We start from the raw sequence: 17,615 nt of genomic DNA, 5'->3' as shown, positions 1-17,615 counted from the left end.
GCGGCGCCCGGCCCCACCGGCCCGCCCCCTCGCACCGGCTCATGGCAGCACACCCCCCACTTGGCGTTAGTACACGGACGGACCACGGCAGTACACGATGGCGATTGAGATATCCGGCGGCTGGGCGACGTTCCTGAAGACGTTGAGCGGCGTGGACTTCCCGCAGGCGAACGAGGACGAGCTGCGCGAGGTCAGCCGTGAGTACCGGCAGGCCGCCGAGAAGTTCGGCCAGCTCGAAGAACTCCTGCGGGAAGTGGTCCGCCAGGTGCAGGCGGACTTCGAGGGCGAGACGGCGACCGGCTTCCTGGAGTACGCCAACCAGTTCGTCGGCGGTGACAACAGTGTGCTGGGCCATGCCAAGAAGGAGGCCGAGGCCCTGGCCGAGAACGCCTTCAAGACCGCTGCCGACGTCGAGTACACCAAGTGGGCCATCTTCGGCCAACTCGTGCTGCTGATCGCTCAGATCGCCCTCGCCCAGGCCCTGCTTTCCGTCACCGGTGGCCTCTCGGAGGCGTGGCTGGCGCTGCTGGCGGCGGAGTTCCGCGTGGCGGTGATCCTGCTGGCCCGCTTCCTGTTCACCCAGATCGTCCTGCAGATGATCATCGGGATCGCCGGGGGTCTGCTGCTCGACGCGGTCCTCCAGCTCACGCAGATGGGCATGGGCAACCGTACGGAGTGGAACAAGCAGTTCACGCTGGACGCGGTGAAGTTCGGTGCCATCGGCGGTCTGCTGGGCGGGCCGTTCTCGGTGCTCGGTGAGGGACTCGGCAAACTGCTCGGCAACCTGTTCGGCAAGGGGCTGGGCAAGAAGCTCTCCGGGGATCTGGGCGAGCGGCTGTTCAAGAGCTTCGGCGGCGGTGCGGGGCGTGGTCTGGACGACATCCTGGACGGCGGTCTGAAGAACCTGCCGAAGGGCGGCGCGCGGGGTCTTGGCGGCGCGGGCAAGGGCGCGGCCGGTGCGGGAGGCAAGGGCGCGGGCGGCGCGCTGGGCGACCTCGGCGGCGGCGCGGGCGGCAGGGCCGGAGGGAACGCCGCGGGCAAGGCCGGCGGCAGCCTCATCACCCCGGAAGTCGCCCGCGAACTGGGCCGCGACATCGGCAAGGTGCTCGGCAAGACCGCCCCCGCCATGGGCGGGGTGACCAGGGGTGCGACCGCCGGGGCGGTCCGGGGCATGGCCGGGGAACTCGTCGTCAACGACTTCGGCAAGATCTTCGAGAAGCACCTGGGCGGCACGCTCGGGAAGACCACGGCCGGCGCCCTCGGCCGGGAGTACGGCGAGGCCTTCGTCACCAACTGGGCGGGCAAGGGCGGTTGGCAGGGGCTGACGCGGTCGCTGGGCGACGTCCTGGAGCCGTACGCGGGCAAGTTCGGTACCACCGGGATGCAGGCGTTCTCCCACGACCTGCCGGAAGCGCTGGTGCACGGCATCGGCAAGCACCTGCCCGGCGACGCCGGATACAAGATCGGAAACCTGCTCGGCAACATCGGCTCGGACGCCGGGCACCAAGCCGTCACCGAGGGCATGTACAACCTGCTCTTCAGCCCCGAGCACGAGTTCAAGGTCACCGGTTTCACCCCGGTGGCCGGAGCCGTGGGCGGTCTCCTGGGCCATGGCATCGCCCACGGCATCCACGCCATGGGCGGCGCGGGCGGAGGCGCTGCACCGGCGGCCCCGCCGGTGCCGGACATCAAGCCGCCGCGTACGTCGGGCGGTTCGGGCAAGGGCGGCGCCTCGGGAGAGGGCGAGGGGGCCGCGCCGGTCCCGGTCGCCGAGAAGGTCTCCACGGTCTCCTCGGGCGGCACCGAGGGCAACGCCACCGCCTCCAAAAGCGGCGACGGCGATGCCCGGCACACCTCACCCGCCACGGAACACACCAACGAAGGCGGCCCGGGCGGCGACAGCCCCTCGCCCGACCACCAGGGCCGCGACGGCCAGGACACGGGGCTGCGGTACCTGGACGTGGACGGCGGCGTTCGGTACGAGGACCCGGACGTGCTCGATGAGGGCATCGGGTACACCGAGGGCGACGAGGGGCCCGTCCCCGCTCCCGTACGGCCCCTGACGGTCGGGGCCGGTGGTGGCGACGGCGGCGGACCGACCCCGGTGGCCGAGCCGCCCCGCCCGGCCCAGCGGCCCGCCCCGGCACCGGCATCGGCCACGACCGCGGCGCCCACACCGGCCGCGGCCCCCGCCCCGACCCGGGTTCCGACCAGCTCGGACGGCCCGGACCTCTCGGGCGGCCGCCCGCAGACAGCGGCGGACTCCGGCGACGGCAACGGGCAGGACACCCTGGGATCCGGTACCCGGCACACGCCGGACGGGAGCGGCGACGCCGAGCACCGGGTCTCTGACGGCCCCGACATGGGCGACCCGCTGAGCGAGCACTGGCCCAAGGCCCCCGACGCCGACCCGGGCGCGGAGAGCGGGCCGGACCGGGCCGATGTCCTGGACCGGATCGAGGAAGCACTGGCCGAGGGGGACGCGCCGACCGCGCTGCGGGAGATCACCACCCTCAAGCAACTGGAGGTCCAGTCCCGTGCGGAGCTGGACGGCCACCGAGGCGCGGGGCCGCTCGATGCGGACGGCCCCGAACCCGTGCGCGGCGTACGGGAGATCGCGGACGACCTCGCACTGGCCGTACGTACCGACCCAGCCATGGACGTATCCGGCATGGTGCGGGAGGCACGCGAGCACCTGGTGGGGGAGCGCGCCGCACGGACGCGCGAGGATGCTCTTCGCCGCAGGCTGGTCCACGACTTCCTGGAGAGCGCCGACGGCGCTGACGGGCGCGGCACTTCCGATCGTGACGCAGGGCCCCGCAGGTCCGGCGAGGACTCCGACGAGTCGCTGCGGCGGCGCCTCGACGAGCTGCGCAAGGCCAGCGCCGATGCCCCGGACGACTCCGACCAGTACGCCGGGCTGCGTGAGCGCCTGGACCGGCTCCACGGCAGCGGCCCCGACTACCACGGCCGCCCCGACCGGCTGGAGGAGTTGCGGCGCGCCCATCGGGACGCGCTGAGCGAGGAGCAAGAACACGGGCGGGGCGAGCCGCTGCCCGAGGAGGCCGAAGGGGCGGACCGCACGCGCCCTGCCGGGGACGACACCGACGCCACGCCGCAGGACCTGGCAACCCTCGAACTCCTCGACTCGCTCGATTCCGATCGGGGCCCGGCAGCCGAGAGGTCCCAGGCGCGCCCGGACACACCCCGGCAAGCACATGGTGACCGGGGTGAACTGGACGCGCTGCTGGACGAGTTGCCCTTCGCGGACGTGGACGGCGAGGGCCTCGGCGACCTGGACCGGGCGTCACGTGTGCCGGCCGAGCTGCCGGACGTGCCGGACGGCTCGCCGATGGACCTCGACCTTCCCCAGGTGCCGCGCGGCGCCCCCGCCGACCGGACGGACACGAGGGTCGCGCGGGCCCTGGAACACCTCTCCACCCAGGCGCGCAAGGCCGGCCTCGACCGCGCCGACGTCCGCGAACGCATGGAGCAGATCAGCCAGGACACCGCGGCCGGGCGTCATTCCGAGGCGGCCGCCGCGCTCCGCTCGCTCCAGCGCGATGTCGCCGTCGCCGGGCTCGACACCCGCCTCGCGGACTTCCGCCGTCACATCGACGCCGGATACCGACGCGTCTCGGAGCTCGGCATGCGCCGCAGCGAATGGCTGGGACACGCGGTCGACATCGAGACGTCGGCCCTGGAGGGCCGCCCCGCCCAGGAGACCGCCGCGCTCATCGACACATACGAGCGGCGGCTGGGGGCCCTGCGGACGGAACTCGGCGGGCGGGGCGGCGGCGCCGACGCCGACCCGGCACACCGGCCGATGGACGAGCGGGCGCTCGACGAGCGCCTGGACCGCCTCCACCGGGACCACGAGCGACGCCTCGGCATGGACCCGGACCGCAGCGACCTGTGGTCGCTGCGGCGTGGCGCCGAGATGACGGCCGAACAGGCGGCCCGGCTGGACGGCGAGTACCGTGCCGAGCTCTCCCGCCTCGATGGCGCACAACGGGTCGAGCGGCTGCGGGAAATGGGCGCGGGCGAGCGGGAACTGGAGCACTGGCAAAGGAGGTTGGAACGCGACGGCCTCAGCGAGGAACTGAGGGAGCAGTACGAGCGGCGTACGGCCGCGCTGGGCGACCTCGACACCCAGCGCCGCCTGGACCGCACACGCACCGACGACGAGCGCGAACAGGCCGGCCTGCGAAGGCGCTTCGACGAACTGCGCCCTGACGACGCCGGCAACTCCTTGGAGTGGGAACGCCTGCAGCGCCGCCACGACCCGCTGCGCATGCGGGACGCCGAGGCGGACGCGGACCTGGCCGCGCTGCGCCGACGCCTGGAGGCGCTGGGACCCGGCTCGCGCCCCGACGCCGACCCCGAACGACTCGGCGACCAGACCCCGAACGAGCAGGGCGAGGCGCCCGCTCCACCGGACCGGAGCGAGGACGGGTCTGGCTCCCGTACCGAGGAGTCCGCCGACTTCGACGCGCGCGTGCGCGCCGGACACCAGAACCTCGTCGACATGCCGCAGGCCGAGCGCGAGCGGTGGGCGGAGCGTTACGCGCACGCCGACGACGAGGCCGCCCGTGACCGGCTCGACCGGCAACACGACGCCCGGGTGCAGGAGTTGCGGCGTGAGGCCGAGCTGCGTGCCCTTCGCGAGGGCGACCCCGTCGGCGCGGAGCGAACGGAACGGGAGCGCGCCGCATGGCTGTCCCGATTCGACGAGGCCGCCGGTGACACCGAGGCCACGCAGAAGCTGATCGAGGAGTATCAGGCGGAGACCCGGGTGCTGCGGGAAGTCGGACGCAACCGGCTGGACCGGGCGCTCAGGGCCCCCGATCCGCTGCGCCCGCTCAACGACCGTATCGACCAGGCTCTCGACGGTCTGTCCACCGAGGCGCGCAGGGCCGCCGCCAAGGACAGCGCGACGCTCTCGGAACGGCTGGAGCGGCTGGGCCGGGGCCCCGGCGCCGCGGGGCGCGACCTCGGCGACGGCGTGGGCGAGGACCTGCCGCCGCGCGACCCGGACCACCCCTCGGACGGCGACGGAGACGGGGGAGCGGTCGTCCGTGGCCAGGCGGAGCAGGACTTCGACGACCTCATGCGGGCCCGGTTGCAGGCCTTGCAGGGCGACGGCTCGGACACGGACGACGGCGCGTCCCAGGGGCCCTCGCGTGCCGGTGGCGCCGAAGGATCGGACATCGGGCAGATGTCCCGGACGAGCGAGCGGACGGGCGAGCTGGAGGAGGGCGAGGACACCCTGCGCGAGCCGTTCTCCGACGACAGCGACACCGCCCCCCACACCGACACCGGCGACGCCCCGGCCTCCCCGTCCACGAGTTCGTCCGCTCCGGCCGCCTCCACCACGGCCAAGGGACGTGGCTCCGGTTTCACGTGGAACAGCCTGGAGGAGTCCGAGAGGGTCATCGAGCGCCCCCGTGCCGCCGACACCGACGCCGCGGGCGAGGACGCGCGAGAGCCGCTGCCGGTCCCCGATGAGCCCGAGCCGGTCCCGGTACCCCACCCCGGCCCCGCGCCCGCCACCTCCGAACCGGTCACCGCACCGCCGCGGCCTCCCCGGAGCCTCGACGGCCTCTCCGCCGACGCGTACGAGCGGCTGCTGTACTCGGTGCGCCGACGCTTCCCCGACCTTGGCGACGAGGCCGTACGGCAGCGGGCGAGCGAGGAGCTGGACGCCGTCCCGCGCGCGGTCCACGCCGGCGACGACCCCGGCGCCGAGCGGCCCGTGGCGCTGGCACGCGACGCGGTCGCGCCCCAGCACCGGCCCGAGGGCCTGGTCCGCTTCGACGACGGGGCCGAACTGCCGTACAACCTCCGCTCGGCGGGTCACGGCGCGCTCGCCTTCCGTGGGATCGAGCGGCTGGTCGAGGAGTTGCACGCGGATGTCCGCCCGGCCCCCGGCGCGCTGGAGGAGCTGCGGCGGGAGCTCGCCGACAACCCGCACACCTTCCTCCACGGCCGCCCCTTCACCTTCACCACCCAGGACGGCGGTCGGCACACACTGACCGTGGAGGCCGCCAACTATGGCGACTGGAGCCGCTACACCCCGCTCGGCGAAGAGGCGAAGGCCGCCGGGGACACCAAGGTGGACACCGAGGTCCGCAGCCGTCCGGGCACGGGGGACAGCAAGTCCCTCGGCGCGACACGGTCCTTCGGCGCCACCCTCCCGCTGGGCCCGGGAGCCGGCACCGTCGCCCCGTACGCCTCCGTCGGTGCCACCGTGCGCCGCAAGGAACCCGCCTACCAGTACGCCTTCGAACACCGCGCCCAGACCAGCAGCACCGCCGTCGGCAAGGACGGCAGCCACGTCCACGTCGACGACCTGTACATCAGGGCCGTCGCCGCACCCCTGGACCGGTCCGGACAACCGTCCGGCCCGGTGCGGGAGTCCGCGTACCGCATCACCGGCGGGCTCGTGTGGCGGGCGCCGGACAGCGCGGTGCGGCCGGTGCTCCCGGACCGGATGCCCGAGCACATCCGGTTCGCCCCGGGCGACCGGCCCCGCCTGTTCGTCCCCCTCGACGTCGCCCCCGGCGGCGACCTGTACACGTGGGCGCGCACCGCGTTCCCCGAGGCCGGGCCGGACAGCGAGGCCCTCCGGGCCCTCGACTCCTTCTTCTCGCCGGAGAGCCTGCGCACCCTGCTGGGGCCGGCCACCGAGGCCACGGTCCTGAGCGCACCGCTCCCGGCGGACCCGGCCGGCGCGCACTGGCTGGGCGCCGCCGAGCTGCGCCTGCGTCCGGTGTCGGCGACGCTCAGCGCCGCGTCCGACACGACCGAGGTGAAGAAGGCCGACACCGGCCGGGTCTCCGCCGTCCTCGACCGGCGCAGCACCCAGGGCGGCAGCCTCACCGGCACACTGGGCCCGGCCGTGACCGTGCCCGGCCTGGCGCAGCAGCTTCGCGTCCAGGCGGGCGGGGCGCTGACGTGGTCCACGCAGCGCGCCGAGAGCAGCTTCACCGGCAACACCGCCGAGATCGGCCGCACCCTCACCACGCGCGGTCACTCGGGCGTCTACGAGGTGCGCTACCGCGTCGAGGTCCGCAGGCTGGGGGAGACCTGGCGCTCGCCGCGCGCCGACCGCGAGCCCGCGCACCTGACCGCGTCCGTGCTGATGGCGCGCGACGAGGCACGGCGGCTCGCCCGATGGCAGCGTGACCTCGGGCATACCGACACCGCACAGGAACCCCGTCCGCCCGCCTACCTCCCCACCGCCGAACGGCCGGGCACCTTCGGGCCGCACGTGGTCGTCGCCCTCGACGCGGTGGCCGCGCCCCAGGACGCCGGCGGCGAGCCGGTGCGGCGCGCCTCGCTCATCGAGCGCGTACGCGACCAGGTGCTGGAAAGCCTGTGGGAGCGCCATCCCCGCCTGGTGGTACGGCCCGACCAGGACACTCCGCACGGCTTCCGCGAGGGCCGACTCCTCAAGGACTCCGCCGAGGCCGACTACGCCAACGCGCTGCGCAACACCCACAAGCTGTACCAGGCGCTGTCGCAGCCGCAGATCGAGAGCGCCCTGGAACGGCTCACCACCACCGGTCTGCGCATCCAGCTCGACCGCGTCGGCAGGGTGGGCGACAGTGGGCTCGGCGCCGCCCTCAAGGAGTACGTCACCGTCGAGGTCAGGGCGCGCGTGCGCGGCCCGCGGTTCGCGGGCACCCAGCACGATCTGGGCCTCGCCAACAACGTACTGTCGTCGATCCGCGCCGACGGCGCCAGCACCCGCACCCAGGGCTGGTCCGGCGGGCTGGACCTCGGCATCCTCGGCGGCGACGCGTACGGCGCGACCGCCGGACTGAGCCTGCGCCGAGGCCGCCAGCGCGCCTACGGGGCCACCTACGGGCCGCAGTTGAACCCGGACGGCGGGATCGGCAGCACCGGAAGCCAGCATCTGTGGACGTACGACCTGGACTTCGAGGTGTCGGCCCGCTCCCTGCGCCGGCCCGCCAACGCGGCACGCGTCGCGACCGGCGAACTCCTGGCCGCGGATGTGTTCATCTCCCGCGGCACGGCCGATGACCTGCTGGGTGCGCGGGACTTCGGCGGACAGCTGACCCTCGCCGTTCCGGCCGCCCTGGCCGCCGCCGGTGGCGCCGTCACCGAGGGCGGTGCGCCGGTGCGGGCGATGAGCGCCGAGCAGGCGCGGACGCTGTCCTCCGGGCGGCCCGTCGCCGACCGGGTGACGCCCGCACTGCTGCGAGGCCCCCACATCGTCCAGAACGTCCTGGCACCCGCCACGGTCCACCGGCACGCGCGGGAACTGCTGGCACAGGTCTCGGGTGACTCATGGGTCTACCGGAGCGACGGCACCCCTGCCTCCCACGCGCTCGCCGAGTCCTTCGCGCCCGGCCGCAACGAGGCGGACTTCGCCGACGCGGCGGTGGTGGGCAAGCACGTCGGCGAGCTGTTCGGCAAGACGGCGTTCACCGACATCACCGCGTCCGTCAGCGCCTGGCCCCGGCTCGGCCGGGCCCGGGTGCTGGGCGTCGTCGACTCCGGCGACGTCACCCTGTCCGCCATCGGATCGGTGACCACCGGCGCGGGCCACTCCCTGGCCGCCACCCGGGACGCGAGCGTGACCGTGGCCGCGGCGTTCCGCGCCAAGCAGCACGACGCCCTGCGCACCACGGGCGCCTACGGGCTCTCCTGGACGCCCTACCAGCGCTCCACCACCCACACCGAGACCCACGCGCTGGGGGCCAACCCCACCCACACCGTGGCCTACAGCGGGCCCTTCGCCCTGGTCGCGGCGGACGTGGAGTGGCATCTCGCCGCACGCTCCAGCCCGCGAGGTCTGCTGGCGCTGCCCACGACCGGCCCCTGGGTGAGAGCGCCGCAGGGGCGGATCGTCTCCGTGCCCGACGGCGTGCTGATCTGGATGCCGCTGGAGGAGGCCAGGGCGCTGGGGCTGTACGAGGACGGGCTCGGCGACCCGCTGCCGCATGTCCCGTTCACTGCGGGCCCGCTGGCCGCGCTCGGGTCCTTCCCCGTCGGCAGCCTCGATCTGAGCGGCGCACTCACCCGGTTCCGGGAGCTGGTAGGCACCGGCCTGCCCCGGCACGCCGACTGGCTGGAGCCGGCCGGTCTGCTTGAGGACCAGCTCGGCAGCCTCGCCCGGCGCAGCGCCACTCTGTCGCCCAGCGGGATACGCGGCCTGCTCGCCACCTTGGAGAACGGCGGCGCCACCTTGCGCCTGACCCGCCAGAACCTCGGCTCCTCGCGCAGCGCCCGCCTGACCGTGTCCGTGCAGCGCACCGCGTTCACCCCTGGCGCGCTGCGGCACGACGCCGCACTGTCGGCGTCGAAGGTGACCTCCACGGCGCACACGGTCACCGACAAGGCGGCCCGGGGCACCGACGCGGGCATACGAGTCACCGAAGGCCCCACCGTCCCGGGGCAGTCGGCCCTGACCGGGATCTCCGTGGCGCTCGACGACCGCGCCGGCGTCTCTCGCTCCACCACGCTCGGCCTGACCCTGACCGAATCGGCCACCTCCACCGTGACGCACGGCGGTATCTCCGTGTCGGGCGACAGCGCGTTCTCCGTCGTCTTCCAACTGGAGGTCGACGGCGGACGCCATCGGCTCACCAGCCCGCCCTACCCCCTGGGCACGGTCCGTGAGCACCTTCCGCTGTCCCTGGCCGTACCGGCCGCCGTCGCACACCACCCCTTCGCTCCCGCCGCCGTCTCCACCCGGCCGACCCTGATCGACGCGAGCACCCCCGGGGCCCTGGCCGACTGGTCCGCGCGGCCCGCGTACCGCCGGGCGCGGGAACTGTTCGCGGCCGGACCCGAAGCCCTGGCGGTCGCCCGGATCGAGGGCATCGCCGAGCTTCGCGAGGCCGGGACGTTCGTCCTGGACGCGGCCGGGCCGCTGCCGCGCGGCGGCATCCGCCCGCCCCTGGGCACCCGGGCCGGAACCTGGACGGGGACGGCGCTGGTCCAAGGCGGCGACCCGCACCAGGGCCGCGGCGCCCTCACCCGTCCGGGCGCGGCGGCCGCCCAGGTCCACGCCGACACCGTCAGCCACGAAGTCCTCGCCGCCTACTTCCGCCAGCTGCTCACGCAGGGGCTCACCCTCGGACTGCACGACACCGACTCCGCGCACGGCGGGTTCGACGCCACCTTGCGGCTGTTCGCCAACATCGACCTCGACAGTGCGGTCGTGGTCGCCCTCGATCCGGACGCGGGCATCGGCGGCAGTCGACGTGCCCTGGGCAACCACACGCACAGCGGTGACACCACCCAGGTGCACCAGCCGGGACTGACGGCGGGCCCGAGCCTGGCACCGGTGTCCGTCGCGTTCCCCCCGGGCACCGTCACCGTGTCCACACCCGGCTGGCCGGACACCGCGATCGACGGACTCACCCTCGACCGCCGCACCTCCGCCCTGACCACCGTCAAGCCGCCGGCGGGCGGAGCGGTGCTGGTCCGCATGGACGTGGACTGGCGACACCTCGCCGAGGTCACCCGGCGCACCGGAGCCGTGCCCCAGGCCGTGCGGAACCTCCTGCCGGACCACATCAGCAGACGCGTCGGACCGCCCGTCGCCGCCGAGCACACCGTGACGGCCGGCATCCACGTCTGGGTCTCGTACGACCTCGCCAGGCGGCACGGCCTGCTCACGCCCGAACTCGACGCCGCGTCCACGACGTTGAAGAAGCAGACCAAGGCGTTCACCGAGGCCGCGAAGACGGAGGCGGCGACAGTACGGTCCCTGCGCGACCTGACGGCCGAACTCACCCAGGCCCGCGCCGACGTGGAACGCGCCTGGCACGAGAACACCACGGACGACGACACACCGGACGCCATGGCGTCGACATCGTCGGCGGCCCCCGCCCCGACCGGACACGACCCACTGCCCGCCGCCGTGCGCGCGGCGGCGGCACGACTGGCCTCGCGCGAGGAACGGCTCGCCGAACTCCAGCAGCAACTGGCCGACCGCCGCCGCGACCTCACCTCCGCCCAGACCCGCCTCTCGCGCGCCCGGACCTGGGCCGACGAGACGCTCCTCCACCACAGCCGCCCGCCGGCCCAGCGCACCGGCAACGCGCCGGAGCCCTTCGACGCCGACGCGGTACGCGACGACATCGTCGTGGCACAGCCCTCCGCCCACGACCTGGCCGACTACCCGCTGCCGGCACCCGGCCCCCAGCATCTGGCCGATGCGGCGGCCACTGACCCGCTGACCGCACCCGGCCCGCTCACCGAAGCCGAGGTGACCGAGGCCGTGCGGCCCTGGTTCGCCGAGCACCGCGCGACGCTGGACCCGTTGATGGCCCGCGCCGACCTGACGGACGCCGCCGTACGCGAACGGGACAACGTGCGGGCATGGGCCCGCACTTGGCAGGCCGCCGACACCCGCTACCGAGTCGCGCTCGCGGACGAGCAGGCCGCCCGGGAGCGGCTGAGCCGTGCCCACGGAAAGACCCCGCGCGTTTCCGCGGAACGCCAGTGGCGTGCCCTGGAACCCGTACGGGAGGCGGTACGGGCGTACGACGAGGTGCGCGAGCGCCTGGAACTCTCCCGGTCGGAGGCGGTCGCGGCCCGCGCCCGGTTCCTGGCGGCCAGGGCGGCCGCCCGCGCCGCCGCGGACATCCCCCGTATGGCGCCTCGTCCGGCCCCCTGGCGTCCCGACCCGATGCCCGCCACGGCCCGTACAGCAACCACCGACGAGCCGCGCCGGTATACGGCCCTGCTCACCGACCCCGAAGGGCGCCCGCTCACCCTGCTGTCCCCGGACGGGGAGCGGGTCCTCGACATCGTCGAGGCGCCGACCGCCGAGCCCGACAGCGGCACCAGCTTCCTGCGCTCACTCGTTCACGCCGTGGACACGACCACCCCCCACCTGCTCGACACACGCGGACTGCGCGGCAACGACCTCGCGTCCACCGTGCGCACCGTCGCCCACGCCGTGGCCGACCAACTGCTCCCCGAGGGCGAACTGGCAACCTGGCAGCGGGAGTTGGCGGACACCCTCGCCCCCGGACCCGCCGACCGGTTCACCGTGCAGGACCTCGACGCCGCGGGCATCACCCTCACCGCAGCGGAGCGCCAGGAACTGGCCGCGCACCACCGCCTGCCCCGCGCGCTCACGCTCACCCCCGAGCAGCGTCTCGCCCTGGCTCGGCTGAGCCTGCTGCGCCCGGGAGACGGCCGGGTGGGCGACCGCGTCGACGCGGGCTGGAACCACGCGGCCGCCGACCTGCTGCCCGTCCTGGCCGCACGCCTGCTCGGGCTGAACCTCACCGTCGTACGCGGCGACCTCGGCCACCAGACGTTCACCCCGCCGGACCGGCTCGCGCCGCTGGAGGTGACCCTGCACGTCCAGGACCACCAGTACCGGCCCGCGTTGGGCCGTACCGACACGCAGGCGGCAGTGCGCGAGGGCGACACCCTCGTCCTGCCCGACGGGAGCAGGTATGTGCTGCGACCCGTGACCGGCTCCGAGGACGGCGGGCTGTTCGAAGCACTCGCCGCCGCGCACGGCCGTGGGGAAAGCGCCGGGGACCTGCGGGCCCGGGCCCTCGACGGTCTGCTGCGGGAGGTCGTCGAGGAGTTCCCCGACCTCGGTGAGGACGTGCTGCGCGGCCATCCGTTCACCGAGGATGACCTGGCAGCCGCCGGGGTCGCCCTCGACGGGGCAGGGTGGCGCCGCTTCACCGAGACAGGAGGCCTGCTGCCCGAGGACACCGTCCTCGGCGCGTTCGCGCGCGGAGCGCTGAGCCGACGCCTGTTCCCCGGAGCGGGCACCACGTTCACCGAGGATGAGCTCCGGGCCGCCGGACGGGAGCCGGGCGCACCCTTCACCAAGGGCGCGGACCCGCAGTCCTCGACCTCATCCCTGCCCTCCGGCCACTACACCCTGACGGCCGCCGCCCACGCCCGCCTCTCCGACAGCGAGCGCGCCGCGCTCACGGCCCTCGTACTGCACCGGCCCTACACCTCGGCCCCGTCCGCCCTGCCCCGGCTCTTCCATGAACTGGCTGTCCGCGCGGTCGGCGGGCTGCGGGTGGTGGGCCCGGACGGCCGCGTGCGAACGTACGGCACCCCCACGGCCGCGTCACCGTTGCTGTACCAGGACGGCGACCACTACGTCGCGGCCCTGCCGGCCACTGACGCGGCCGAAGTCCCGCGCCAGGGCGGCCGGTTCAGCTCGGCGGCGGACACACTCCTCGCGGCCCTGGCCCTCAACGGCGACGTACCCGCGGCCCCGGACGCTCAGGAGCAGACGTTCCAGGGCTACGAGCACATCGAATCCGAATTCCGGCTGGGCACAGCCGCGTTGATCGAGCGCCTGCTGATCGAGGCCATCCGGGACGAGCATGCCGTGGAGGCCGTGGTGAGCCTGGGCGGTGGCGGCGGAGTCTTCGCCTACCGCCCCCAACGGCCCCTCCAGGACCTGGACCTGCGGCTGAGCCTGCCGGACGGCATCGACGCGGCGCAACGCCAGCAGATCTTCGCCACCGTGTCGCAGCTCGTCAACCCGGACGGAGGAGCCCAGGCGCCGGCGAGCACGGTCAAGGGCTGGTTCGGCGGGGTCGAAGTCAGCGTGACGTTCGGCAAGGTCCCCACGGACCAGCGCCGGCTCAAGCTCGCCGGCGACGAGACGCAGACCGTCCCCGTCACCGCTGTCTCGGCACCGCGCCTGCTCAGCGACAAGATCGTGGCGCTCGCGAACCGGAAACCGGCGGCGCCCGGGGAGGGCACGCAGGGGCAGCGGCCCGAGGACGAGCTGACCGAGAAGCGCAGGCGGGACGCGCTCGACATCCTCGCCCTGACCGACAAGCTCTCCGAGGACGTGCCCGCGCAGGGCAAGGTGGCGACCGCGCTCGCACAGGTGGCGGAACTCGGCGATGAGGTGTCGCCGAAGTACCAGCCCCTGAAGAAGACCGCCTTCGATCAGGCTGCGAACCAGCTGAAGAGAGCCATCGAGAAGGCGGCCAAGAGCGGGCAGCCCCAGTCCGATTTTGTCCAGGCGGACTGGAGCACGCTGCGGGAGATCGGCAACAACCTGCCCTCGGCTGCCCGTAAGGCGGCGGCGCCTCGGCCCCAGGCGCAGGGTCGGGCGCAGGCACAGAGCCGTGCGCAGTCCCATTCCCAGCCCCAGGCCGAAAGCCAGACCCAGCAGAAACCGGCTGCGCAGGCGGCTGAGCAGGAGCACGTCTTCGTCCTCCAGGACGGCCGGAAGATCCCCTACAGCAGTGTGCAGCTGTTCGAAATCAGGGACGCGCAGGGGGAGTTCCTCGGCCACGCCTCGCACAGCGCCGACGACTGGGCCCGGCGGGAGGACTTCTACCACCGCTTCCGTACGACCACCGACTCCTTCCGCCACTACCGCGTGAGCGAGGGCGCGGACCGGACCACCGCGTCGCCGGATGGCACGCAGGCCGAGGAGCGACTGCCGTGGCGGCCGGAGACGTCGGGCACGGACACGTCGCGCCCGTACTTCTTCGACGCGCACGGCGCCAAGGACGGAGTGGTGCTGCGATTGAAGGATGCGGCCGAACCGGCCGACGGGACGGCTGTGTCGGAGAAGGTGGTCGTCGACGGTGCCCAGTTCGGCCGTTTCCTCACCTCTCTCACCAAGGGACCGGCCGAGCGGGGCGACATCGTCCTGGTGGCGTGCAAGACGGGTCAGACGAACGACGGGCGCAGCGTGGTCGCCGAGGCGGCCAAGGCGGCACCCGGGCGCCGCCTCTACGCGCCGGACAGCGACGTGGGCCACTCCCCGGCGATCGAGGGGGAGGCGCCGGACGGAGGCGTACTGGCACTGCTGGCCCGTGGCGAGGACGCACGCGGGCGATGGGTCACGGCGTATGCGCCCGGCACGGACGAGGCGGCGGCCCCGCTCGCGCCCGACGCCTCCTCGCGATCCGCGCCGCCCGTGGTGGCGGAACGGGCGACCCCGGCGACGGCTCAGGCCGAGGCAGATGCGGGAGCGGACGTGCGGGGGAGGAACACGGCCCCGGGCGAGTTCACGGTCAATACCGATGGGCAGGGCGGTTTTGCGACACTCATTTACGAGGGCCTGCGGGGGCCGGGCGCCGAGCACGAGGTGGATCCGTACCTGAGCGAACCGGCAGAGGCCGGCGCTCCGCGCGGGATGCGTTCGTCGTTCCCCAGTGATCTGACGCAGACGCTGACGGCTCTCGACGGGACACGGTTCGGGCTGTCGAGCCTTGGGCTCTATACGTCCAGGAACCGGAACGCTGCGCTGCGTTATCACGCCTCCCTGGCAAGTCCCGAGGAGCACCGGGCGGTTCAGAGATTCTATGAGCACGTCGATCTGGCGTCCTTTGAGAATCTCGGGCCCGCTGAGGATTTCACCATCATTGAGGCGCAGGTCGGCCCCAATGGCGGGCTCTTGCTTCGGACAAAGACGGACGGCTTCGTGGAACTGGGCAGTGAGCAACTGGCCCAGCTCGTCGCGGTTCTGGAACCCGAGCGTCGTGGATACGTCATCTTCGTGACGGCAGGCAACAGTCTTCTGGCGCACGAGGGCCTCTTTCTCCAGCGGCAGCTGATCCTGCCGAACGGCCTGCAGCGGTTCATGGGAGCCTGGCCTGCCGGGGCCTGGGAAGGGATGCTCAGCAAACACTTCGACCTTCGATATTCCCGCAGCCGCCCACTGCCCGCAGTCGACTCTGACGTTGACATGTCTGGCTCCGGTGGCACCCCGTCGCACCTTTTGCCCATCATTGCCACGGGTGAGGCATGGGTCGCCGGGGCGCAGTCCGCCCCCAGGTCGCACACTGGGCCCCCGGCGCCACACCACCCTGTGGCCCGTGCGTCGCGTGGGGACCGCGTCGGAACGGGAAGTCGGCGGATATACAGCAGGATTCCCCTGTCGCGGGAGCAGACCGCATGGGTGAAAACAACGACCAATAGAATAATAGAGATCACATCTGACCCGAGTTTCTCCCAGATGGGGCGATCCACGGAAGAGGTCACTGTCAGTGGGCGGCGCAGTTTCAGTGACTCCCCGGAAGCCCAGTCGCTGCGCCACATTTCCATCAGGCTGTGGAACGCGCTTGGTCAAATCCACCAGAAGATATCCGCCGAGATGCCCGGGGAGGCGTTCAAGCGGGAAGTGGAAGTGCAGGGCGCGCTGGTGCGCGATCGCCTGGTCTTCGCGACCAATCTGGACCGCTCGGTCGAATGGCTGCATGGAATCAACTCGCAGGCCGGGGGGTTCTGGGAATTGCTGCGGTGGTCGCCTGGCGATCGATATTTCCTGGGCTACACCAGCGCTGACTCCAGTGAGGCACGTGCGCGCTCGGACCGGGCCCTGAAGAAGCTGGATATTGAGACCTCCGGCATGGATATTTCTGAGGGCGACGGTCTGCATCAGGCGCAAAATGCTGTGGTGGAGATACTCAAAAGCCACCGTGCCCAGGACCAGAATGTACGTGTTCACAAGGTGGCGAGTTCCGACGATCCTGAGGCATTGCACGCGTTGTTGACGGATGCGGATTATGCAGGCCACGTGATTCTGGTCATGGGGCCGGACGGCGCACGCAACTGGGACTTCCCGATGCACGCGGAGCAGAAGATCCTCCATCTTCTGTCGCGGGCAGCTGTCACGGCCCAGGACATCGACTCACCGGTCATCATTCGGGGCCAGAAGCGTCCCTGTGCGGCGTGCTGGCTGGGCCTGACGAACTTCCGGGAAGAGTGGAACAGCACGCGCGGCCACCTCGATCACAGTGTCCAATTCAACGACAACATCGGGAACTTCTATCAGCAGTCACTCCATACCCTCACCCGCCATCTCCCGCACCTGGCCGGTCGTGCCGAGGTTCTGGAGGAGAAGTTGCGGCACAACTCGTTCATCTCCGCCTATTCGTACGCAGGCGCAGGAATCGCCGATGGCAGCGCTGTGTCGTCCATGTCCGACGGAGCTGAGGGCAGCAGGTCCTACGAAACGGCATCTGAAAGTGAGCCGGAGTGGGATGACATTTCTCTTCCCACAAATGAGAATACGCTGCACACCGGATCGATCCCGCGAAGCACTTCGCGAAGTAGTGGAACCGGGGGCGGCAGGGGATTGGGTGAACTCGCGAAAGTGCACCAGTGGAACGTCCTGGCCGTCATGGGCGACGAGGATCTCCAAACCCGTGCACGGCGCGCGGATGGCCAGGACAAGGGTGGCCATACCCATTATGACGAGCGCGTGTGGAGCATGATGAAGAATGTCATTCGAGACTACCCAGAACTTGGTTTGCAGGCCCAGTTCTCGCGTTTTCTGGGAGTGTCCGAGGCCGCCATCAGCAAGAGGATGAAGACGGATTTCATCGAAGAAGTGATGGAACCTGATCTGGTCCTGGACGGTCTGAGCGTCGATGATCGCCGAAGGATTATCGAAACGATGCCCGCAGATTTTATCAAAACCTGGACTGAATGCCTGAAGCGGGACGGAACGGCCGACAGCTCTGTGCTGAACGGACTCTGGAGCGCCGAGCTTAAGCGCGTCGTGACGGACATATATCAAACCAACCCTTCGGCAGCCGCATACATAGAGCAATTCTTGACGCTCACGCCGGGTTCTCTCGCGTGGCTGAGACAGCAAATCTGATGGCCTG

1 protein-coding gene is annotated in these 17,615 nt (G+C 72.2%); it reads left to right on the top strand.

The genetic code is table 11. The annotated features are described in order from the left end of the window. Positions 1-97: 97 nt before the first annotated feature. Positions 98-17,608, top strand: coding sequence for a hypothetical protein (locus OG965_RS03755; protein ID WP_371649063.1), 17,511 nt, complete (start codon positions 98-100; stop codon positions 17,606-17,608). Positions 17,609-17,615: the final 7 nt, after the last annotated feature.

The sequence above is a fragment of the Streptomyces sp. NBC_00224 genome, from assembly GCF_041435195.1.
Taxonomy (GTDB): Bacteria; Actinomycetota; Actinomycetes; order Streptomycetales; family Streptomycetaceae; genus Streptomyces.
The sequence above is the reverse complement of the archived record's forward strand: the minus strand, read 5'-3'. Positions and strand labels throughout refer to the sequence as shown.

What these genes read in the sequence shown, in the direction of transcription:
- OG965_RS03755 (WP_371649063.1), top strand. Translation starts at nt 98, where the DNA reads ATGGCGATTGAGATATCCGGCGGCTGGGCGACGTTCCTGAAGACGTTG.